Genomic DNA, 20,769 nt, shown 5'->3' with positions numbered 1-20,769 from the left:
GCGCTTACCGACCAGGCGTTCGAGCTGGGCGCGGTTCAGTCATCGGGCTGAAGCGACCCGTGCCGCGCCTTCCGCGTGGAGGCCAGTGCTCCGGCCAGGCCGCTCACGACGCAGACCAGCACCAGCCCTGCGTACTGCGGCACCGAGTAGGCGAACCACGACCGGCCGGTCGCGGCCTTGCCGAGCGCGGTGAGGGACGCGGCGGCGATGCCCGTTCCGAGCAGCGTCCCGGCGCACGTCACGGTCAACGTCTCCCAGCAGACCATCCTGGTGAGCTGCTGCGGCTTGGTCCCCAGGGTGCGCAGCAGCCGGATCTCCTCGGTCCGCTCGGCCATCGTCATGGCCGTCGCGTTGAGCACCGAGATCACGGTGTAGGCCACTGCCGATCCCACCAGCATCGGGGCCGCCCACGCCGCCGGCCCCGTGCGCGTGACGCCCGTCGCCGCGTCGGTGGTCGCCACGGCGAACAAGAAGGTGCAGGCGAGCGCGATGGTCAGCATCACCGGGGACGCGGCCGCCATCGCCCGGCGTGGCTGGGTGACCAGCGAGGACCCGGCCAGCATCCCGGCGCCTGGGTCGAACCGGGCCGCTGCGACCCCGAGCAGCCAGCCGATCCCTCGCAGCGCGACCGGGCCCACCGCCGATGCGCCTACGCAGAGCGCCATCGTGGCCCCCAGCCCGGTCGGCACCGCAGCCGTCGCCTTCACCTGCGGCACCAGGTACAACAGCACGATGCCCCCGGCCAGCGCCACCCCTCCGAGGACCGCCCTGGGCCAGGGCAGCAGCAGCCCCTGCGCCGCGCTCTCCCGCAGCACCTCCAGCGGTCCCACGCCTACCGCCTTGCGTGCCGCGGCCCGGGCCGCCAACAGCGTCACCGCCAACCCGACCACCAGCGCCAGGATGAACGGCCCCGTCGTTACCTCCACCGGGACGCCCGCCGGCGCCAACCCGGTCATCCGCATGAACGCCGCCATCGCCGCGGCGTACGGGACGGCCAGCACGCAGCCCGCCGCGCTCGCCAGCACGGCCACCACCAGCGCCTCCGCCGTGATGAGCCGGCTCACCTGCCCCGGCGTCATGCCGACCGACCGCAGCAGCGCCCAGGTCCTGCGCTGGCGCAGCACGTGCAGGCTGAGCACGCCCGCGACCACGAAGACCGACACGAACCCCGACACCGCGGCCGACAGCACCAGCAACCCCACGACGCCGTTCGACTCGTCATGCGCTCCGGCGCCGGCGACCACCATGCCGCTGCCGGCCACCAGCATCACTGCCAAGACCACAGCCGCGAACGAAGCGGCGAAGCCCATCCGATTGGTCCGGACGTTGTTCCATGCGAGGACGAGTGTCACCGGCGGCCGCCCAGCCGCATGCTGATCTGGTCGGCCGAGGGCTTGTCCAGGACGTCGACGATCCGCCCGTCGGTCAGGAACAGCACGCTGTCCGCCCGGGCCGCCGCCTCCGGATCGTGGGTGACCATCACCACCGTCTGGCCGAACTCATCGACCGCCTCCCTCAGCAATGCCAGCACCTCGTGCCCGGTGCGACGGTCCAGCGCCCCCGTCGGCTCGTCGGCGAACAGCACCTCCGGCCTGCCCAGCAGGGCGCGGGCGATCGCCACCCGCTGCTGCTGGCCCCCGGACAGCTGCGCCGGGCGATGCCCCTCCCGCCCCGCCAGCCCGACCCGGTGCAGCAGCTCCCGCACGCGTGCGGATTCGGGCCGCCGCCTGGCCAGCCTGCTGGGCAGGATCACGTTCTGCCACGCGGTCAGCGACGGCACCAGGTTGAACGCCTGGAAGACGATGCCGATCCGGTCGCGGCGCAGCACCGCCAGTTCCCTCTCCCCCAGGCGGGTGATGTCCTGCCCAGCGATGCGCACCGCGCCCGAGTCCGGCCGGTCCAGCCCCGACGCGCACTGCAGCAGCGTGCTCTTCCCTGATCCCGACGGGCCCATCACGGCCGTGAAACTGCCGCGCGGGAACCCGATGCTGACCTGGCAGAGCGCCGCCACCTCGGTGGCACCTCTCCCATATGTCTTGGTCACTCCCTCAAGGAGGACCGCATGATCACTCATGATCAGCAGCGTGCCGGAGAGGTCCGTCATCGCCCATCGGGTTTCTCCCTGGCCGCCCCCTCGGATCCGCCACTCGTCCCCTGACCCTTGACCCTGAGAGCGCGATGCCGACAGCAGATTCGATGATCCCCAGCTTCATCCAGCCGTCTCAAGAACGGCCCTCAGTCGTGCTGTCGGCGACGCTGCGCCTGCGTCGAGAGTCATCGCCTCGTTCCTCCCCGGGGCGCTGCCGTCTGACATCATTCGAGCATTCCACGGCACCCGACCCGCAGGCCGCGAACCCACACGAACGCGACTCGGAAACCCGTGGAACTGTTGTGTCACAGTGGGTGCCGCTTCGTGTCGTGGGAAGGAGGGCACCTTACTTTGGAGGCTGATATGGCGGCGACTCGGATCGGATTGGCGGAGGTGCTGGCAGCGGCGGAGGATGCCGCGCCGGTCGGCTCCCTCGATGTCGTGGCACGTGATCTGCGTGAGCGGTTCGACGCGCGATACGTGTCTTTCCTGTTCGTCGACGTCGTCGGCCGACGCCTGCTGCGGGTCAACGAGCAGGTGGCTACGCAACAGGAGCGCCACGCCGAACAGGTGGCCCTCGCCGGCAGCAGCGTCTACGACGAGGTCCTGCGCACCCAGAAGCTGGTACAGGCGCCACAGGAGGAGCAAGGACAGCGGGTCCTCGCCCCCGTCACCAACCGCGGCGACACCATCGGGGTCCTGGAGCTGTTCCTCCCCGAGGTCACCCAGGACGTGCTCGAGCAGGTCGAAGAGGCTGCGCACGCGTTGGCGTACATCATCGTGGCCGACCGCCGCTTCACCGACCTCTACTACTGGGGCAATCGCACCACCTCGGTCAGCCTGGCCGCAGAGATCCAGCGCCAGCTCCTGCCCTCAGCCGCTTCCTGCGAGGCGGCCCAGTTCGCCCTCGCCGGCGCCCTGGTCCCGACCTCCGACATCGCGGGTGACACCTACGACTACAGCCTCGACCACGACACCGTGCACCTGTCCATCACCGACGCCATGGGCCACGACGTCGACGCCTCGCTCATGGCCACCCTCCTGGTCAACGCCTCCCGCGGCGCCCGCCGCGCCGGGGCGGACCTCGCCGAGCAGGCCCGTCAGACCCACCAGGCCCTCCTCGACCACGGGCGAGGGACCTTCGCCACCGGCCAGCTGCTGCGCATCGCCCTGGACGGATCCAGCGCCCAGCTCGTCAACGCCGGCCATCCCTGGCCACTGCTGCTGCGCGACGGCGTGGTCGAGGTTCTGCAAGTCGCCGTGAACCTGCCCTTCGGCTTCCCAGGGCAGGTCTCGTACCAGGTGCAGGACTTCGACCTGCGCCCCGGTGACCGCCTCGTGCTCTACACCGACGGCATGCAAGACCGCCAAGCGGAGGCGGTCGACCTTCCCGGCCTCATCCGTGATACCGCAGCGGAGCACCCGCGCGAGGCCGTGCGCGCTCTGATCGCCGCGGTCAACAACGCCTGCAACGGCCACGTGAAAGACGACGCCACCGTCCTGTGCCTGGACTGGCACGGTTTCCACTCCGGAGACCGCCACGCGAACGCCAGAGCCGACGTCTGACCTTGCCGCGGACGGGATCCCGTCGACCGCAGTCCGGCCGTCCCAAGAACGGCCATGCGGTGGGACGTTCACGAGTGTGGTCGAGCAGCGACGACGACGCCCTGGTGAAGATCTTCCCCGAGATCGTCGTGATCGTTTCCCAGGCGAGCTCCCGAGGATTCAGCGCGCTGCGTCGGGTCATCGCCCGCAGTTGCGGCCATTGGCCGATGCCGGCATGGTCTTCCGGGCGCCCGGGACCGAACGCGTCGATCGTCAGGACGAGCTCGCCTCCGGTCGCGAAGCTCAGCCGGTTGTGGGCGTTGACGTTCCACCAGGCGCTGTAGACCCGAGCTTCCTGGCTGAGTCGCCGGAGCACGGCGGGGGTTGATCCGAGGTAGTCCCCCTCCAGGAGCATGGCGGCCCGGGCAGGGCCTGTCAGATTCCCCATGCCCAGGGCAGCCCGGCCAGGATCAGGAGGAGCAGGTTCTGCCCTGTCGCCGCGACGCCTTCGGTCACGGTCGCGAACAGCGTGGGATGGCAGCGAACGCCTCACCCTACACTCGATCATGAGGAGTGGCGCCAGGTGGAGGGCGTGCGTCCGCGGGCGCGTTTCAACGCCACACCGGGGTGTCCATGAACCGGTCCGACCTGGGACGGAAGAGCAGCACCGCGCTGCCCGATCGGTTAGGAAGCTTGCATGCTGAAGGGGAGCAAAGTCGGGCTCAGGGCCCGGCACGAGGACGACATCCCGATCCTGCAGTCCGACCTCTACGACGACGTGGTCACCCACTCGCGAGCCCAAGCCCGACCTTGGCGGCCGATCACGCCCGGCTCGAAGAACTCGCCGCTCTTGGTGGACGACAAGGAGCAGGGACACGTCCCGTTCTCCGTGGTGGAGCTGGACGGCGGCACGCTGGTCGGCACCGCGGTGCTGTGGGGCATCGACAACCACAACCGGTCCGCGCACATCGGGCTCGGGCTGCTGTCCTCCTCCCGCGGCCATGGCTACGGCACCGACGTGGTCGCGGTGCTGTGCCACTACGGCTTCGTCGTGCGCGGCCTGCACCGGCTGCAGATCGAGACGCTGTCGGACAACACCGCGATGCTGCGCTCCGCCGAGCGCAACGGCTTCGTCCGCGAGGGCGTGCTGCGCTCCTCGGCGTGGGTGATGGGCGAGTTCATGGACGAGGTGCTGCTCGGGCTCCTGGTCCAGGACTGGAAGCCGGACTCGAAGAGCTAGGCTGCCGCCCGACGGTCGAGGGGGCCGCCGAGCCGCCACGGACGGCCGACAAGCAGGACGGCACCGGGTCGAACACGCATCCGCTGAATGTGTCGGATGCACATTCAGCAGTTCTTCTCCTCCTTGAACACCAGGTACAGTGCCCGGCTCGGCCCCACGACCAGGACCCTGCGCGCTTCGCCGTACCGTTCGAGGCCGCCTTCCTCCGTCCGCCAGAAGCGGCCGTCGTCCTCGGCGTCAGCCCACACCAGCAGGCGGCGCTGCGGACCACCCACGTACCGGACGGGCTCGTGGAGGAGCTCGTCCAGCAGAAAGGAGACGAGCTCGTCCTCCTCGTGCCCGGCGGCTTCCTCCCGGCAGGCGACAGCGAACGCTTCGACCTCGGCGAGGAATCCCGCCGCCGTCAGGGGTTTCATCCCTTCGCCCGGAATCCATCCTGTCGGCTCAAGGCCTTGCGCCGGATCGCCCAGTTCGAGTGGATCGCCTTCCTCCACAGGGAAGATCTCATCAAGATCGTATTCCTGCGCCTGCGGGTCGTCGGGTACGGGGTATTCGTCCTCCAGATACTCCTCTTCATAGCGTCGGCACCATTCGGTGCTGCTCCACCACTGGCGGACGGCGATCAGATCGGGGGCGGGCGGCAGCTCGTGCTCGGCCAGGCCCACCCGGAACGCGGCGTGCCCGGCAAGGTTCAGCGGGGCCCGCAGAATCGTTCCGGCGCAGACGGCACGCAGTCGTATCTCGGCGAGCGCGAGACCGGCGTCCAGCAGGGGAGCATGGGCCGCGCACCAATGTCCGGCGAACGAGCAAGCCGGGTCCCGGTCGACCCGTCGACCGGCCACGCGACTGACGCTGATGCGGATCAGCCTGGAGCAGAACGCGAAAACGACATGAGTCTCGTCCCGGACGACCTCTCCGGTGGCAGGGTCTGTGACCGCCACCAGGACCGCCTCATCCGCCCAATCGAGGATGGCTTTGTCGAGCGCGGCGGAGAGCAGTTCCAGGCGTCGCGATGGCCCGACGCGAAACAGAGCCTGCCGGACGGCCATGACAGCGTCCTGGATGCCGACCGGCTCACAGGCGAACGGCTCGCGCATCGGTCCGTCCGGCGACAGGAGGGGGAGAATCCCGCACTCCAGTAAGGAGGCGGCAAGCAGCGGGCCTTCATGGTCCCGGACGTCCACCACAAGGCGCGCGGCGTTTGCCGGATCTCCGGCCGCGTCCTCGTCCAGCCAGCGGTTCAGCAGGTGAGCATGCGCCGCCACCTGCATCTCTTCGCCCCAGTCGAGCGACGAAGCATTGTCGTCGCAGACATGCCCGAGGAACTCGCAAATCGTGAAATCCAACGGTCTTGCCCTTCGCCTGAAGGTCTGGGGTTGGCCTCACCTGAACGCAGTCAACGCCGCACCAGTCTCTCGCGCTCAGGCCCGCGACAAGGTGAAGCGCAATGTGGTCCTACTCTGTCAGGCCCCCCAGGGCAAGAAGGGCCGACCATCCAAGTCCCTCCACCCTGAACCAGGCCGAAACGGACGTTCTCTACAGGTGATTTCCGGTCCGATGGTGAGGGGTGCCGTAAAGCACGGCACCCCTACTTGATCGCGGCGGCCGAACATCTCGCCGTCGCCTCCCTGCCCGACGCGTTCGACGTGCTCGTCCACCTGCGCCAGGTGTCCCCCGTGCGCTGGTTGACGGCGTAGAGGTGCGCCGAGGAGCCCGACGTACCGGCAAGCCGGGTCGCCGTCATCCTGGCAGGCTCCGGACGGCCGGACCGGGGCGAGAACGCGGCTCAGGGCTGGGCCCGAACGACAAGATCCCGCCTGACCTTCAAGGTGTGCCGCCGCGCCCTGACCCACACAGAGGTGACGCACACCACATGCTCAAACCGTCACAGGATCCACGGGAGCGGCGTCTCCATGGACAGGGCGGCGACGCTCGCGACACATCACCTGCCCGGAACGGAAGGAAGTCCAACCCATGAACGAGAACACGTCACAGCCGAAGGTGGCCCTGATCACCGGCGCGAACAAGGGAATCGGCCGCGCGGTCGCCGAACTGCTGGCCGCACAGGGGGTGACCGTCCTGGTCGGCGCCCGCGACCCGCGCCGCGGCGAGGAAACCGCGGCGGCGATTCGCGCCACAGGAGGCGACGCACACGCGATCGAACTGGACGTCACCGACCCGTCCACCGCCCAGGCGGCCGCCTCCTGGATCGACGACCGCTTCGGCCTTCTGGACGTGCTGGTCAACAACGCCGGTATCACCGGATCAGGTCAGGCCGCGCCCCAGGACGCCCTCGACCGCATCCCCAGCGCCGTCGACGTGAAGCTGGTCCGCGAGGTGTTCGACACCAACGTCATCGGAGTGATCACCGTGACCAACGCGGTGCTCCCGCTGCTGCGGCGATCCCCCGCCGCCCGGATCGTCAACCTCTCCAGCCACGCCGCTTCGCTGGCGCTGACCGCCGAGGTCGACGGACCCTTCTCGGGGCTGACGTCAGCGGCCTACTCTCCGTCCAAGGCCGCGCTGAACGCGTTGACTGTGCAGTACGCGAACGAGCTGCGCAAAGAGAACATCCTGGTCAACGCCGCCGCCCCCGGTTACGTCAACACCGACATCAACGGCCACAGCGGCTTCCTCACCCCGGCGCAGGGCGCGGCCGTGGTGGTGCGCCTGGCCACCCTCGGCGAGGGCGGCCCGACCGGCGGGTTCTTCAGTGAGGACGGCCCCCTGCCCTGGTAGGGATCCGGCAAGGGGACGTGGTCGGCCGTGAACCGATCCGGGTCGGTGTCCGCCGGATCACCGGCAGGAAGTCGACCAGGAACGCCGTCTCGCCGGCCACTCGCATCTTCCGCACAGCGATCCCGTCGTAGCGGCGGCGTTCGCGGAGACGCCGGCCGTCGTCCGAGGGCTGCAGCGGCTACCGTCTGGTCACAGCCGGGCTGTCGTCGTCAGGGTGACAGCGGTCAACGCGGCGAGCAGGGCCCAGGCGGGCGCGAAGCTGCCGCTCAGGTCCGTGAGCAGGCCGAGCACGGGTGGCGCCAGGATGACCGCCACCTGGTTGACGGCCATGGCCAGGCCGAGGGCGAATCCGGTGTGGCCCGGCGGCGCCGATTCGGCGGCGTAGGCGATCCAGGGACCGTACCAGCCGATTCCGAAGAAGCCGAGCCAGATGAAGGCCAGGCAGGCCGCGACGGGGGAGCCGCCGATGGGGGTCGTCAACACCGCCATCCCGATGATCACCGCGATCAGGCATGTCAGGACGCAGGCGTAGCGGCCGGACCTGTGGCGGTCGCTCCAGGCCGCCAGACAGACACGGCCCAGCGCGCCCGCGCACTGGACCGCGACGTAGACCAAGGCCGCCGAGGCGGAGTCCATGGATGTCACCTCGTGCAGGTACAGCACGGTGAGGACGCCCACGCCGCTGTGCACCGACACCATGCTCGTACCGGAAAAGATGATCTTCTTCATGTACGGCTCGCGGAGCAGTTCCAGCCGCACGCGGGACGTGGTCAGCGTGGGGCGTTGGTCCGGTGGGCTGCGGTAGAAGATCATGAAGGCGGCGGCGCCCGACAGTGCGACGAGCGCGCCTGCCACGAGCGTGGACCGCCAGCCGAAGGCCGTCGCCAGTGAGGGAAGTGCGAAGGCGGCGAGGACGCCCCCGAGCGGGAGCCCCGCCTGGCGGATGCCCATGGCCAAGCCACGCTGCGAGGCGTCGAACCAGGACGCCACCGATTTACTGCCGCCCGGCTGAATGGTGCTGTAGCCCGCACCGACGATCAGCAGGACGACGAGCAAGGAGACGTACCCCGGGGCCGCGCTGCCGGCGGCCAGCGCGAGGGCGACCACAAGGGCACCGATCCCGACGACCCAGCGTTCGGCGTGGCGGTCCAGCAGTCGTCCCGCCACGAGTAGTCCGGCTAGAGGAAGTAGCTGAGCCGCCGACAGCAGCAAGCCCAGTTGGGTCGTGTTCAGCTCCAGGTCTCGTTGCAGGTGGACACTCATCGCGCCGATGCCCTGCACGAAAAACGCGGCCGCGGCCTGAGTGAAGGTCGCGACACCGAGAATGACCCAGCGGTATTGCGATGTCTTCACGGCTTCCAGCACAGCAGGGGATCGGGGTGGTCGGAGAAGCCGAGCTGCCGGTAGAGCGCTTCGGCCTCGTGGGAGGCGGTGAGGTCGACCCGTACGGCGTCGCGGTCGCGGAACCAATCGAGCAGGCCGAGCATGATCGCCCTGCCGTGCCCGCGTCGCCGGTACGACGGGTCGGTGACCATGCCGATGACGTGGCCGATCCTCCCGTTGCGGGAGTGGGGGCCGGGGAACCACTGTTCGATCGTGCCGATGCCACAGGCGGCCAGGCCGGTGTCGCCGTCCACGACCAGGATCTGGCAGTCGGGTTCGGTCAGCTTCTGCTTGAGAACCCGTGCCAGCGCGTCGCGCCAGTGGTCACCGGCGTCAGCGGGGTTGAAGAAGTCGCCGCCGAGGTCCTCGAAGAGCTGTGCCCGAAGGTGGACGAGCTCCGGAATGTCGTGCTCTGTTGCTGTTCGAGTCATGGCGTACAGGCTGATGTAATGAGCTTGTGCACCTCAACCCTTACGGCGCGGACGTGGTGAACTTCGCCGCGGAACTGGCGAACCGCCCACCGGCGAGCGCCGATGAACTTGCCGACCGCTGCCGCACGGCCGGTCTGGTGCTGGAACGCCCCGTCGAACCGTCGGATCTCGACCAGACCCTCGCCGTCATCGACGCCTGGACGAACGTCGTCGACGCCACGGGCGAGCGCGCCAAGGCCGAGTTGGTCAACGAGATGCTGGCCCGGTCGGCCGCCTACCCCCGGCTGACCGATCACGCTCATGGTTGGCACCTGCACTACCGCGACGACCTGCAGCCGCTCGGCGCGGTGCTGTTCGCGCTGATCTCCGTGGGCACGGCGATGCACCTCGTCAGCCGGGGCATGGACCGGCTCGGACGGTGTGCTGCCGCCGGCTGCGAGACGATCTTCGCGGACACCTCACGCACCGCACGGCAGCGTTACTGCTCCCAGCCGTGCGCCAACCGGGATGCGGTCCGCCGCCACCGCGCCCGTCAGTCCACGCCTGCCACCTGACTGGCCGGCCGGCGACGCTCGATGACAAAGAGGATGAGCGGGGAGTGCAGGGCAGCGCCCACGGCGCGCTGCTCCTCGACGGCTCCCTGGCATGCCCCCTGATGCCCAGCAGGCTCGCGCAGGCCACCACCGGCCTGGACGACGCCGCCATCCGCACACCATCGCAAGAACTCACCGCGCTGGTCACCGCGCGAGAGCCGTCCTTGCTGCGTCTCAAACAGAGCCCGAATGCAGGCGGCGCCACCTGCTTGCAGTGCCCGGCATGTCACACCGCCGGGACGCGGGTGAGCGGTCGCTCGCCGAGTTCAGCCGCCTGCATGGCGGTCAGCCGGCGGACATAAAGAGCCGCAACAACCGTCGTCGGCACAACCAGCACGTGAAGGGCCAGACTGATCCAGGTCAGCGACTCGAACTCGTACCAGGAGGGCTGGTCACCGTCGGAAAACCTTGTATCGGCCATCTCCGTCCATGGGGGCCAGTAGAGAGGCCAGGTCAGGAAACCCCTGAAACGACAAAATCCCGTCCGATCGCGATGATCAGACGGGATCCCGTCAACTTCAGTCCGGCCGTTTCAAGAACGACCCTGGGTGGGATGTTCACGAGTCGTGTTGTCCAGCAAGAAGAAGACCTGCTTGAAGATCGCTTTCCGGACCTCGAATGATCGTTTCCCGCACCGGTCCGACGTTGTAGGGCATTGCGATGTTCTCCGCCGTGCCGCGCGACCGCGTCCCAGAGCGCTCGCCGGGGCCCGACCGATCCCGCCCCTGCGCCGCTCGCCGTAGGGCTGTGCGTACGCCGCGCCGACCTGCGCAGACCGCTGGTGGCGGCGCTGTGGAGCCTGACTGACCGCCCGTGAGTTCATGGGGACGCCGCATGGTGGGCGGTGGCCAGTTCGGCGAAGGCGGTGGCTGTGGGGAGCGGGTCCGCGGGCAAGGCGAGGAGGATGATCCGCTCGGCGGCGGGCTCCAGCGGGATCGCGTGCACGCCGGCGTGGTGGGCGGGCAGCGACAGTTCGGGGACGATGCTCAGCCCGAGCCCTTCGGCGACCATGGCGAGGATGCTGTTGGTATCGCGCACTCGGTAGTGACACTTCAGGCTCGCACCAGCCGCCCGCGCGATCGCCGTGATCAGCGGCTCGCACCCGCCCGTGGACATGATGAAAGGGTGCCGCGCCAGCTCGGCCACCGGCAACGAATGGCGGACGCTCAACTCGTGGCCGCTGGGCAGGACGGCCAACATGCGGTCGGCGGCGAGCGGCCGCGCCACCGACCCGGCCGGAAGCGGAGCCTCGTCGACTGCAGCCGACACGGTGGCGATGTCCGCCGCCCCGGTCTCGAGCCACTCCAGGACCTCGTTGTCCGAGCCCTCCATCACCGTGAGCCGCACGCGCGGATGCGCTTCGGCGAACCGGCGCAGGATGGGCGGCAGCAGCCGGGCGTTGGCGCTGGGGATGACGCCGACGCGTAGGCTGCCGCGCTCCTGCCCGCGGATCGCGGCCACCTCCTGCTCCAGCGCCTCCGCCTGGGTGAGGATCAGGGTGGCGCGGCGGCACACAGCTCGCCCCGCCGCTGTCAAGCTCACCCCCTGATTGCCTCGTACCAGCAGCGCCACCCCGAGCTCGCTCTCCAGCGCGCGCAACGCGTGACTGACGGCGGACTGGGTGGTGGCCAGTTCCTCCGCGGCCCTGGTCATGTTGCCGATTCGCGCGACCGCCTGCAGGATCCTGAGCTGGGTGAACGTCATAGCGCCGCACGCAGCAGGTCGACCACCAAGGGGTGTGGTGCCTCGGGACGGGAGCGGGCCTGCGGCACGAACAGCGTGGCCACGTAGTACGGGTGCCCGGGGATCTCCAGCACCCGGGCCTCGCCGCCGCCGTCCACGCCAGTGACCAGGAAGCCGCCGTCGTGCAGGATTCCCTGTCGGCCGGGGTCGAGGCCGAAATTGCAGTAGTACTCCTCCTCGACCTCGGTCCGCCCATACGACGTGGCCACCCGGGAACCGGAAACCAGGGTCACGGGCATGGTCTTGCCCGCCAGCGAGCAGGTCAGCTCCGACACGAACAGGGTCGAGGCGTACGGGTCGTATTCGGCGTGCTGGGCGTCCTCATAGCCGAGCACGTGGCGGGCGTATTCGATGACCATGTGCTGGCAGCCGCCGCACGTTCCCAGGGTGGGGACGCCGTGCTCGCGGCCGTGCCGGAGCGCGGCCAGAGCGCCGAGCAGGCTGCGGTACGGGCTGCCGGGCGCGCACCACAACACGTCGGCGGCCTTGACCTCGGCCAGATTGGACTCGAGCGGTTCGGTGGCGAGCCAGCGGACGTCCACCGCGATGCCGAGGTGCGCGGCGGCGTGGCGCAGCGCGTCGTCGGTGGCCAGGTGCAGAGGAAACGCGGGGTCGCGGTCGCCAATGACCGCGACGCGCAGGGATCGGTCCATGGCCCTCACTATGCGACGACCCAGCCATGAGCGCCAATGTTGGACCACGCCCCCGCCATGAGCGATCACTCATGTCAGATCAGTTGGCGCAGGTCGGCGGCGGTGAGCAGGTAGGCTGGGCGACGACGGCGGCATCCGCGGTCAGGAGTGCGGCCTGCACCGGCTGATCTCGGCGCTGGGCGGCGGGCCGGTGGACATCTTCGCCAGCAGCGGCACCAGCTCCGCCAGTGATCACCAAGGCTGCCCAGACCACGCGGGACGTACGTCGACCCTCACGCGAGCAAGACCACGTTCGGCCCTACGCGGACACCTGGCTCAAATCCCGCAACCACGAGTTGGCCACGGCCGCCCGCGACGCGTCGATCATGCGAAACCATGTCCTGGCCCGCTGGCGCGACCTGCCTCTCGGAAAGATCGACCACGCAGCCGTTCAGGCATGGATCACCGACCTCGGCAAGCGGCTCTCCCCGGCCACGGTGATCGAATGCCACCGTCTCCTGCCCGGCGTCATGAAGTCCGCCGTCCGCGATCGACTCATCGGGGCCAACCCCTGCGAGGGCGTTCGCCTCCCCAAGCGGCGCCGCCAGGACGACGACGACCGGATCATCACCCGCGAGCAGTTCACCCGCGCTCCTCCGCCACGTTCCCGACCGGTATCGCGCGGTCGTCGCCTTGGCGGCCGGCGCCGGCCTACGGTGGGGTGAATGCGCGGGCCTGCGCTGGGATGCCGTCGACCTCGACGCGGGCACGGTCCGCGTGCTCCGCGTCGCTGTGGAGGTCAACGGGCACGTCAGCATCAAGCCATACCCGAAGTCGAGAGCCGGTCGCCGTGAGGTTCCACTTCCCCGCTTCGCCGTCGACCTGCTCACCGCGCACCGGGACGCCTTCCGGGCCGGCCTCCTCGGCTCAGTGGTGCCATCGGGCAGCGATTGCGTCGACACCTGGACCAACAAGGCCGGCACCGAGCAGACCAAGCACTTCCCGACCAAGGAGGCGGCGGTCACCCACATCGCCCAGCACACGGGCGAAGGGCGACTTGAGGCACCGCTACGCCACCTGGCTCGTCTCCGAAGGCGTCCCGGTCAACGACGTCGCCGGACTGATCGGCCACGAGCAGATCTCCACCACGCTCAACCGCTACACACGCGTCACGCGACCGCAACAACAGGGCTCGGGTTGTGTTCGGCGGAGGCGCCACCCTCTGATCTCGACGACTGACCACCCCCACCTGGGCTGACCAGTAAAAGCCCGATCCTCGAAGCGAGGATCGGGCTTTTGGTCTTGTGGGGTGTTCACAAGTGGTTGTGACGTGCGGAGGAACGACTGTTTGAAGATCGCTTCCCGAACTCTTGGAGATCATTTCCCGCTCAGCCTGCGATCGGGCCGTTACACCCGGCCCGGTGTCGCTCCGTTCTGAGCGTTGACGATGCGGGGCCGGTGAGGTCAGCATCAGGCATCGAAGGGGCCCTCGTGGGGGTATCCAATTGTGTGACCCTGATACGTGATGACCCTATTGACCAGATGATCGCGCGGAGAACGGAACGCGGACGAGAGCTGAAGACGAACACCATGACCCGTCCACGGATGTGGTCGGGTGTCGTCAGTTGCAGACCATTGAGGGCGAGGATCGCACACGCGCCTATTCCGATGTGACCCACCGCGGCACGGGCTTCGTCGCGGTCGCCGGCTAGGGACACGCCTTCCTGTACGGCAGCGTGGGTACGATCACCCGCCACTGGGCTGCGCTCAGTCCGCCCGCCTTCGCGCACACCGCCGCCGCCAACGCCTCCCCGCCCACGGCGTGCCGCCTGACCGCGCCGTTGCGGTCCACGGTCAGCACCGCCGACCCGTCGCCGGTGAACGCCACGTCGAGCGGCTCCCCGATCTCCGGGTCCTGCCCGCCGCCCTGGTCAAGCAGCGCGCCCAGGTCCGTGCCCGACATCACGTCGACCAGCCGCACCCTTCCCCCCACCTGAAGGCTGGCGAGCAGGTCCTCGCGCGGCGAGTAGGCGGCGGGGTCGCCGAACCCGCGCGCGGTGGCGAGCCTGCGGCGCGTGGCCACGTCCCAGACCGTCATCCGTCGCCGCGCGTCGAGCACCACGACCGCCTTGCCGGAGCGGGTGAAATACGCGTGCACCCCCTCGGCGTTCCTGCCGCCGCCGCCGAACGCCGGCCCCAACGCCTTGCCTGCGGCCGTCTCCAGCAGGTGAACGCGGTCGCCCGCCACCACCAGCGTGCGCCCGTCGGAGGAGAAGGCCGCGTACGTCGCCGCGCCCGCCTCGGCCGACCACATGCGCCGCCTGGTCTGCCGGTCCCACAGCTCGACCCCGCCCTTCTCGGTGACCACGACCAGCCTGGCGCCGTCGGGAGAGAAGGCCACCTGCACGGCGGACGTGCGCAGCGTGCCCTGGACGGCGGCCGAGGCGGTGTCCACGATCCGCACCCCGGGCCCGAACATGGCGACGAAACGGGAGTCCGGGCTGAATACCGCGTACTCCGCCTCCGGCACCGCGCCGACCTTCCTCCCGCCGACGGCCGACAGCTCGCCGTCGCGGACCACGAACCGCCCGTCGCCGCTCAGCGCCGCCGTGCCCACAGAGTGATCGTCGTCCTCGGTGGTCAGGTCGGCCACGTCCACCGAGAAAACCTGGTCGCCCAGCAGGTAGCGGAACGTGCTTCCGTCGAAGGCCCCCCGCACCGCCTCCTCAGATCCCCCCCGTACCTGGACCGTGGTGAGCAGTTGCGTGTCCGACCTGCGCCAGAACTGGATGGACTCCGATGCCACCGTCGCGACGAGGCCGGCGCCGAACACGGCCTCGCCACCGTTCCAGGTGCCCTGAGTGCCGGCGCCGTCCTTGTCGCCGATGAAGTCCTTCGTCCCGGTCCTCAGGTTGGTCAGCTCCAGCTGGCGACCGCGCCATGCGGCCCGCCAGACCCCGTCCCGGCTGAATGTGCTTGCGGGGGCGGGCCCGAGCGCCTTGGCGGCGCCGGTTCGCAGGTCCCAGCGGGTACGCCGGTCAGCCTCCCGGAGCAGGACGGAATCGTCCCGCTCGAACGCCACGTCGACCCACTCGTTCGTGAAATCCTTGGCAGTGGGGAAGACGTAGTCGCTGATCGGCCTGCCGCTGACGAGGTCCACCGCGGATGCGCGCCTGGCCGTCACTGTCACCAGCACCTTGCCCGACGGGCTCAGCGTCACGCTGTCCATCGGCTCAGCCGGCCGGGCGCCGCGTGTCCGCAGGAGCCGGCCGTTGCGCACGTCCCACACGCGCGTCGCGGTGGAATCAGCGCTGATCAGCGTCCGGCCGTCGGCGCCGAGCGTGCGTACCGTGTCGCCCGCGGTCGACGGGTCGCGGAACATCGCCGTCTCGCGCTGAGCCAGCGAGGCCACCAGGGCCGCCCTGGTGGCCGGCGTGCGGTCCAGCCGCCAGGCCGCCAGGCTCGCCAGCATCGCCTGGCGAGGGTCGCTCCCGCGGGTCGTGGTCGCCACCCCCGCGAGCCTGGCCGCCTCCGACCTGGTCAGCTGCCCAGCGATCTGCTCGGCCCGGTCGTCGGCCACCGCGCTCTGCTGTACGGCCAGCCCGCCGGCCACCAGCGCGATCACCAGCAGCCCGCCCAGGCTCAGCGAGGTCAGCCGGGCCCGCCTGGCCCTGTGCCTGGTCAGGGTGGCCGCCGCGGACAGGAAGTCGCGTTCGGTGGGCGACAGGGTGATGTCGCGGCGGGCGGTGGCCGCCCACTCCAACGCGTTGTCCAGGTTGCTGCCCTGGAACAGGTCGCCGTCCCGACGTCCCGCCGTCTCCCAGCGTCGCGCCGCGGCGAGGATCTGCCGGTGTACGGCCAGGCCGTCGCGGTTGGTCTCGATCCACCGGCGGTACCGCGGCCAGGCCTGGGGCAGGGCCGGCCTGGCCAGCCGTACGCCGCCGTCCTGCCTGGCCAGGAGGTAGCCGAACACGGCGAGGATCCTGCGCACGGCGGCCACCTCGTGCGGCGCCCGCCCCTCGACGAGCTCGGCCAGCTCGGCGTGCCGGGCCGACAGCTCGCCCGCCTCGTCCACCGTCACCAGCCGCAGGAACACCTCGGGGACCAGCTCGCGCTCGGCCGGATCGAGCATCGTGTACGCCTGCTCGGCCAGCGTGCCGAGCGCCGGATCGTGCCCCTGCGCGCCGATCCCGGCGGCCCGGCGGCCGCCCTGGGCGAGCAGGCGGGCGGTGTCGAGGTCGCCGTCGCCGCTGACCAGCGCCAGCAGCAGCTCGCGGGCGGTCGGCCGCTGGGTCGGCTCCTTGGCCAGTGCCGAGGAGACCAACCGGCGCAGCGTGCTGGGCAGCGCGGACAGATCGGGGGTGGCCGACAACACCTGGTGCATGACGCTTCCCAGGTTCTCGGCGTGGAACGGATCACGGCCAGTGGCGGCGAAGACGATGACGGCTCCCCAGGCGAACACGTCCGCCGAGGCGTCCGCTCGCTGGCCGACGAACACCTCAGGGGCCATGTAGGTGGGCGTGCCGCTCACCACGCCGGTCGCGGTGAGCGACATCTCGGCGGTCCTGGCGATGCCGAAGTCGATCACGCGGGGGCCGTCCGGGCCCAGCAGCACGTTGTCGGGCTTGAGGTCGCGGTGGATCACCCCGGCGTCGTGGATGGCGGTCAGCGCCGTCGCGATGGCGGTGGCCAGGCGGTGCAGGTCGTCACCCGCGAAGATCCTGCCCGCCGTGCGCAGGCTCGGGCCCTCCACGTACTCGCTGACGATGTAGGGACGCGGGCCCTCCAGCTTGGCCTCGATGATCGGCGCGGTGCAGAACGAGGCCACCCGCTGGGCGGCCGCCGCCTCCCGGCCGAGCTGGGCCACCTGATCGCCGTGCAGCACCTTGATCGCCACCCGGCGGCCGTCCTCGGCATATGCCTCGTACACCACTCCCTGGCCGCCGGCGCCGAGCCGCCCGGCCAGCCAGTAACGACCGAGCCGCTGAGGGTCTCCTTCGATCAACACGCTCGGTTTGATGCACTCATCACCGACGAAGTTCTGCCCAAAATACCCATGTGCGCATCGCTCCTTCTGAGCGATCCCATCCCTGGGACGCGCCGGAGTGGGCTGTCTTGGGCCCTACGCTGCGGCGGGCGGAACTCGAAAAGAGTGCCGAACCCTTCTCGATCCGGACGCATCCAACCCTGACATGAACAAGCTTTAGAAGCTTGCCGCCCTGGCCGTGCTCCCTGTTGCCGCGTCTGTCGTGGCCTTCCCCGCACAGGCGGCGGGGCGGCCGAGCTGTCCCGTCCCCTCCAAAGCAGACATTCTGCGGTCGTCAGCTGCCAAGGTCGACAAGCCGGCGAGAGGCGCGGCAGCGATCAAAGGAGTTCGCGTCAACCACATCCCGAAGGGGTTCACGTACGGGCAGGTCCTCGTCGACAGGCACGACGGCATCGCCGAGTACAGCTACCAGTGGTCCGACGACCGCGACGACATGAGCCGCCGGCACCGGGCGCTGTGGGTCAGGGTGGTGTGCTGGCCGCCCTGACCACCCTCGGCTTGCCCGCAGCATTCGCCGTCGTCGACCGCGCCTACACCGACCAACAACCCGGCCACTTCGCCCAACCCGCACGCGAACTCGGCTACCGACTCGCACTCGATTACAAAGTGGATCAACGGGGAGTGCAGGGCAGCGCCCACGGTGCCCTGCCCATCGACGGCTCCTTGGCCTGCCCGCTGATGCCCGGCAGGCTCGCCCGCGCCACCACCGGCCTGGACGACGCCGCCATCCGCACACCATCGGAAGAACTCAACGCGTTGATCACCGCGCGAGGGCCGTACTTGCTGCGTCTCAAACAGAGCGCGAACGCAGACGGCTCGATCCGCTTCCAGTGCCCGGCAGCGAGCGGCTCACCTCGCGGCCATACCCCGCGTCCTGCCCCCGACACCCGACCACAAGACGGACGAGCTGCCGAAGATCTGCCGCCAGCACACCATCACCTTGAGCAAGGACGACCTCGGGCACCTCGACAAGTTCCGCCAAGACCTGCCCTGCCTCAGTCCCGCCTGGATCGGAACCTACAGGTCCGTCCGCGCCAACACCGAAGGCATCAACGGCCGACTCAAGGGACACGACCTCGACCTCGGCGATCCCAAGAACCGGCTCGCCCACGGACGCGTCGCCCAGACCATCCTGGTCGCATTGCTCATCACGGTTGCCAACGACCACTTCCTCGCCAGTGGCGCCACACCCACCAGCCCCAAAACGAGCCCATCACACCCGCCGACACCCCGCAGACTCCAGTCGAGCCCTTCGACGGCACACCACCCGCAGGCCTGAGCAGGCCACCACCCACCCCATAAGCCGCAGAACCCGCCACCCCACCGCAGCGCCCAGCCCACCGCCGGCTTCGCCATGCCCAACGGCCGGATCCCGCTCCCCCACCAGCGGCCTGACAACACCCGGGCCTTCCCAGACACCCGCCCTGCGGTCCCCAATCAGGACGAACCCGATTCGGAAAACCCCTGAAACAACAAGATCCCGCCTGATCGCGATGATCAGACGGGATCCCGTCAACTTCAGTCCGGCCGTCTCAAGAACGACCCTGGGTGGAGATGAGGGGATTCGAACCCCTGACCCCTTCGATGCGAAGCCAGTTGACCATGATGGCCAGCAGCACCAATATGGCCTCTGACCTGCGTCGCCCGTCTCCGAGAGTCCGCGAACGTCCGAGCTCGTACGTCTAGATCGTCACTCAGTTTGTCACCCAGCAGAGATCGAGGCGACAAGGAGCGCGCCGCTCAAGCCCTCGCTGAACTCCAGAACGACCTACGGTTCTGCTGCCAACTCCGCCTCGCCACTACTTAGTACTCCAGCATCACTGAGGCTTTTTCATCCCCCTGACGGCAGGGCGCTGGTCACAGCCTAATCGCGAGCTTGGCGATCGCCTGACGACGTAAGAAACCCCTGGTAGATGCATTGATCGCCACAACCAGATCCGTCACAACCAGGGGCCTCGGATGCTGTCTATCGTGCTGCCGTCGATTTGTCGCGTTCAACGCTGAACTACGTCGCCGGAGCGATCCGCCGGCATCGTAAGGCGAACAAGTCGGCCTGGCGGCTGCTCAACCCGGGACAGCAGGCCCTGCTGGTGCTGGTTCACCTGCGCAAGGGCAAGACGTTCACCGAGCTGGGGGCCGGGTTCGGTGTCTCCACCGCGACCGCTTGACGGCATGTGGAGGAGACCGTGATGCTGCTGGCGGCGCGTTCGCTCAAGCTTGGGCAGGCGCTGCGCAAGGCCCGCCGGGATGGAGTGCATTACCTGGTGCTGGACGGCACGCTGATCCGCACCGACCGGGTCGCCGCCGACCGGCCGTACTTCTCCGGCAAGCACCGCGTGCACGGGATGAACATCCAGGTGATCGCGTCACCGGACGGGGCGACCCTGTGGACCGCGGGGGCGCTGCCGGGCAGGACGCACGATCTCAGCGCTCCCCGGATCTGGGGGCATCCTGAGGGAACTGGAACGGGCCGGGATCGTTGTCTTGGCGGACAAGGGCTACCAGGGTGCCGACGGTCCGGTCATCACGCCCTACAAGGGCAGAGACAAGCTCGCCTCTCAGAAGCGGGCCAACCGATCACACGCCCGCCTTCGCGGTCCAGGCGAACGCGCCAACGCCCAGCTCAAGACCTGGCGCATCCTGCGGAAGCTCCACTGCTGCCCACTCAAGGCTGGGCACCTCTGCAAAGCCATCGCTCTTCTGCAGAACTACGAAATCGCCCGAGGATGAAAAGAGGTCACTGATCTTGGCGGTGTACCACCCGCCTTTCGAAATCCATGCCAACGCAGTATCACGCAGCTTGGAGGAGTCCTTCGTCGGCTCGCGGCTGTTTAGCCGTGGCCGTCCGGGCGGTCGGCGGCGTCGAACATATCGCAGTTGTGCTGGATCAGGGGCATGTACTGCTCAGCCCAGGCTCGCAGACTTCGCAGCGGCGCGACGAGCGTGGCGCCCAGGCCGGTCAGACGGTAGTACACCCGTGGAGGCTTGCTCGCCTCGACACGACGATCGACAAGTCCGTCTCGTTCCAGCGCCCTGAGGGTCTGCGCCAGCATCTTCTGCGACACACCGGTCATCTCGCGCTTCAACTCGGTGAACCGCAGCTCGCCCTCGGCGGCGGCAAGCGACAGCACCGCCATGGTCGTCCATCGCGACCCCACCCGGTCGAGCAGGAGCCGTGTCGGGCACAGAGGATCGAACAAGTTCCCCTGCCGCGAGGCAGTTACCACGAGGTCACCTGGTGTCGGAAAAGTGCCTTCTTCCCCGTTCATTGAACGGTCTCCTACGGTTACCACGTTCCCAAGCGTAATCAAGGAGGGCACCTGTGCG

The 20,769-nt window shown here is 69.2% G+C and carries 19 protein-coding genes and 1 pseudogene; 10 read left to right on the top strand and 10 right to left on the bottom strand.

Annotated features, from left to right (window positions below; all coding sequences use genetic code 11):
* Positions 1-35: 35 nt before the first annotated feature.
* Together MTP10_RS13920 and MTP10_RS13915 are read right to left on the bottom strand one after the other, a co-directional pair.
* The gene (locus MTP10_RS13920; protein ID WP_310709564.1) at positions 36-1,283 is read right to left on the bottom strand and encodes an FtsX-like permease family protein; all 1,248 of its coding nucleotides are present in this window, start codon (positions 1,281-1,283) and stop codon (positions 36-38) included.
* Between the two features lie 65 nt (positions 1,284-1,348).
* Complete coding sequence (locus MTP10_RS13915; protein ID WP_310709563.1) at positions 1,349-2,104, bottom strand: ABC transporter ATP-binding protein; 756 nt, start codon at positions 2,102-2,104, stop codon at positions 1,349-1,351.
* A gap of 348 nt (positions 2,105-2,452) precedes the next feature.
* Between MTP10_RS13915 and MTP10_RS13910 the strand changes: the two genes are divergently transcribed.
* From MTP10_RS13910 to MTP10_RS13900, 3 genes are all read left to right on the top strand, one after another.
* Complete coding sequence (locus MTP10_RS13910; protein WP_310709562.1) at positions 2,453-3,655, top strand: PP2C family protein-serine/threonine phosphatase; 1,203 nt, start codon at positions 2,453-2,455, stop codon at positions 3,653-3,655.
* Between the two features lie 104 nt (positions 3,656-3,759).
* Positions 3,760-3,978 (top strand): hypothetical protein, encoded by a 219-nt coding sequence (locus MTP10_RS13905; RefSeq protein WP_310709561.1) that lies wholly within the window; start codon positions 3,760-3,762, stop codon positions 3,976-3,978.
* A 353-nt stretch (positions 3,979-4,331) separates the two neighbouring features.
* Positions 4,332-4,874, top strand: a complete 543-nt coding sequence (locus tag MTP10_RS13900; protein ID WP_310709560.1) for a GNAT family protein — start codon at positions 4,332-4,334, stop codon at positions 4,872-4,874.
* A 104-nt stretch (positions 4,875-4,978) separates the two neighbouring features.
* On the opposite strand, the gene MTP10_RS13895 is transcribed toward MTP10_RS13900, so the two are convergent.
* A complete protein-coding gene (locus MTP10_RS13895; RefSeq protein WP_310709559.1) occupies positions 4,979-6,220 on the bottom strand; it encodes a hypothetical protein in 1,242 nt (413 codons plus the stop codon).
* Positions 6,221-6,848: 628 nt separating this feature from the next.
* Between MTP10_RS13895 and MTP10_RS13890 the strand changes: the two genes are divergently transcribed.
* Complete coding sequence (locus tag MTP10_RS13890; RefSeq protein ID WP_310709558.1) at positions 6,849-7,613, top strand: SDR family oxidoreductase; 765 nt, start codon at positions 6,849-6,851, stop codon at positions 7,611-7,613.
* A 189-nt stretch (positions 7,614-7,802) separates the two neighbouring features.
* On the opposite strand, the gene MTP10_RS13885 is transcribed toward MTP10_RS13890, so the two are convergent.
* Both MTP10_RS13885 and MTP10_RS13880 read right to left on the bottom strand, forming a co-directional pair.
* Complete coding sequence (locus tag MTP10_RS13885) at positions 7,803-8,978, bottom strand: MFS transporter (protein WP_310709557.1); 1,176 nt, start codon at positions 8,976-8,978, stop codon at positions 7,803-7,805.
* Positions 8,963-9,427, bottom strand: coding sequence for a GNAT family N-acetyltransferase (locus MTP10_RS13880; RefSeq protein WP_310709556.1), 465 nt, complete (start codon positions 9,425-9,427; stop codon positions 8,963-8,965). Before MTP10_RS13880 ends, MTP10_RS13885 begins: the two co-directional genes overlap by 16 nt.
* A gap of 26 nt (positions 9,428-9,453) precedes the next feature.
* On the opposite strand from MTP10_RS13880, the gene MTP10_RS13875 reads away from it, so the two are divergent.
* On the top strand, positions 9,454-9,981 hold the full coding sequence (locus MTP10_RS13875) for a CGNR zinc finger domain-containing protein (RefSeq protein ID WP_310709555.1): 528 nt from the start codon (positions 9,454-9,456) through the stop codon (positions 9,979-9,981).
* A gap of 265 nt (positions 9,982-10,246) precedes the next feature.
* Here MTP10_RS13875 and MTP10_RS13870 read toward each other — a convergent pair whose 3' ends face one another.
* From MTP10_RS13870 to MTP10_RS13860, 3 genes are all read right to left on the bottom strand, one after another.
* Positions 10,247-10,441, bottom strand: a complete 195-nt coding sequence (locus tag MTP10_RS13870; protein WP_310709554.1) for a hypothetical protein — start codon at positions 10,439-10,441, stop codon at positions 10,247-10,249.
* A 398-nt stretch (positions 10,442-10,839) separates the two neighbouring features.
* Positions 10,840-11,724 (bottom strand): LysR family transcriptional regulator, encoded by an 885-nt coding sequence (locus tag MTP10_RS13865; RefSeq protein ID WP_310709553.1) that lies wholly within the window; start codon positions 11,722-11,724, stop codon positions 10,840-10,842.
* On the bottom strand, positions 11,721-12,416 hold the full coding sequence (locus MTP10_RS13860) for a glutamine amidotransferase-related protein (protein WP_310709552.1): 696 nt from the start codon (positions 12,414-12,416) through the stop codon (positions 11,721-11,723). The genes MTP10_RS13865 and MTP10_RS13860 overlap by 4 nt, the downstream gene beginning before the upstream one ends.
* A 227-nt stretch (positions 12,417-12,643) precedes the next feature.
* On the opposite strand from MTP10_RS13860, the gene MTP10_RS13855 reads away from it, so the two are divergent.
* Positions 12,644-13,120 (top strand): hypothetical protein, encoded by a 477-nt coding sequence (locus MTP10_RS13855; protein ID WP_310709551.1) that lies wholly within the window; start codon positions 12,644-12,646, stop codon positions 13,118-13,120.
* 20 nt (positions 13,121-13,140) lie between these two features.
* Entirely contained in the window at positions 13,141-13,653 is a 513-nt protein-coding gene (locus MTP10_RS41960; protein ID WP_397334458.1) for a tyrosine-type recombinase/integrase, read from the top strand.
* Between the two features lie 450 nt (positions 13,654-14,103).
* Here MTP10_RS41960 and MTP10_RS13850 read toward each other — a convergent pair whose 3' ends face one another.
* On the bottom strand, positions 14,104-17,403 hold the full coding sequence (locus MTP10_RS13850; protein ID WP_310709550.1) for a serine/threonine-protein kinase: 3,300 nt from the start codon (positions 17,401-17,403) through the stop codon (positions 14,104-14,106).
* A 241-nt stretch (positions 17,404-17,644) separates the two neighbouring features.
* On the opposite strand from MTP10_RS13850, the gene MTP10_RS13845 reads away from it, so the two are divergent.
* From MTP10_RS13845 to MTP10_RS13835, 3 genes and pseudogenes are all read left to right on the top strand, one after another.
* On the top strand, positions 17,645-17,929 hold the full coding sequence (locus tag MTP10_RS13845; RefSeq protein ID WP_310709549.1) for a hypothetical protein: 285 nt from the start codon (positions 17,645-17,647) through the stop codon (positions 17,927-17,929).
* 453 nt (positions 17,930-18,382) lie between these two features.
* A complete protein-coding gene (locus MTP10_RS13840; protein ID WP_310709548.1) occupies positions 18,383-18,721 on the top strand; it encodes a hypothetical protein in 339 nt (112 codons plus the stop codon).
* A gap of 706 nt (positions 18,722-19,427) precedes the next feature.
* A pseudogene (locus MTP10_RS13835) lies at positions 19,428-20,172 on the top strand (transposase family protein).
* Between the two features lie 101 nt (positions 20,173-20,273).
* Here the strand turns inward: MTP10_RS13835 and MTP10_RS13830 are convergent.
* Entirely contained in the window at positions 20,274-20,711 is a 438-nt protein-coding gene (locus tag MTP10_RS13830; RefSeq protein WP_301309554.1) for a helix-turn-helix domain-containing protein, read from the bottom strand.
* Positions 20,712-20,769 lie beyond the last annotated feature (58 nt).

Source organism: Nonomuraea sp. 3-1Str (assembly GCF_031570565.1).
Taxonomy (GTDB): Bacteria; Actinomycetota; Actinomycetes; order Streptosporangiales; family Streptosporangiaceae; genus Nonomuraea.
This window is presented reverse-complemented; position numbering and strand designations above follow the sequence as displayed.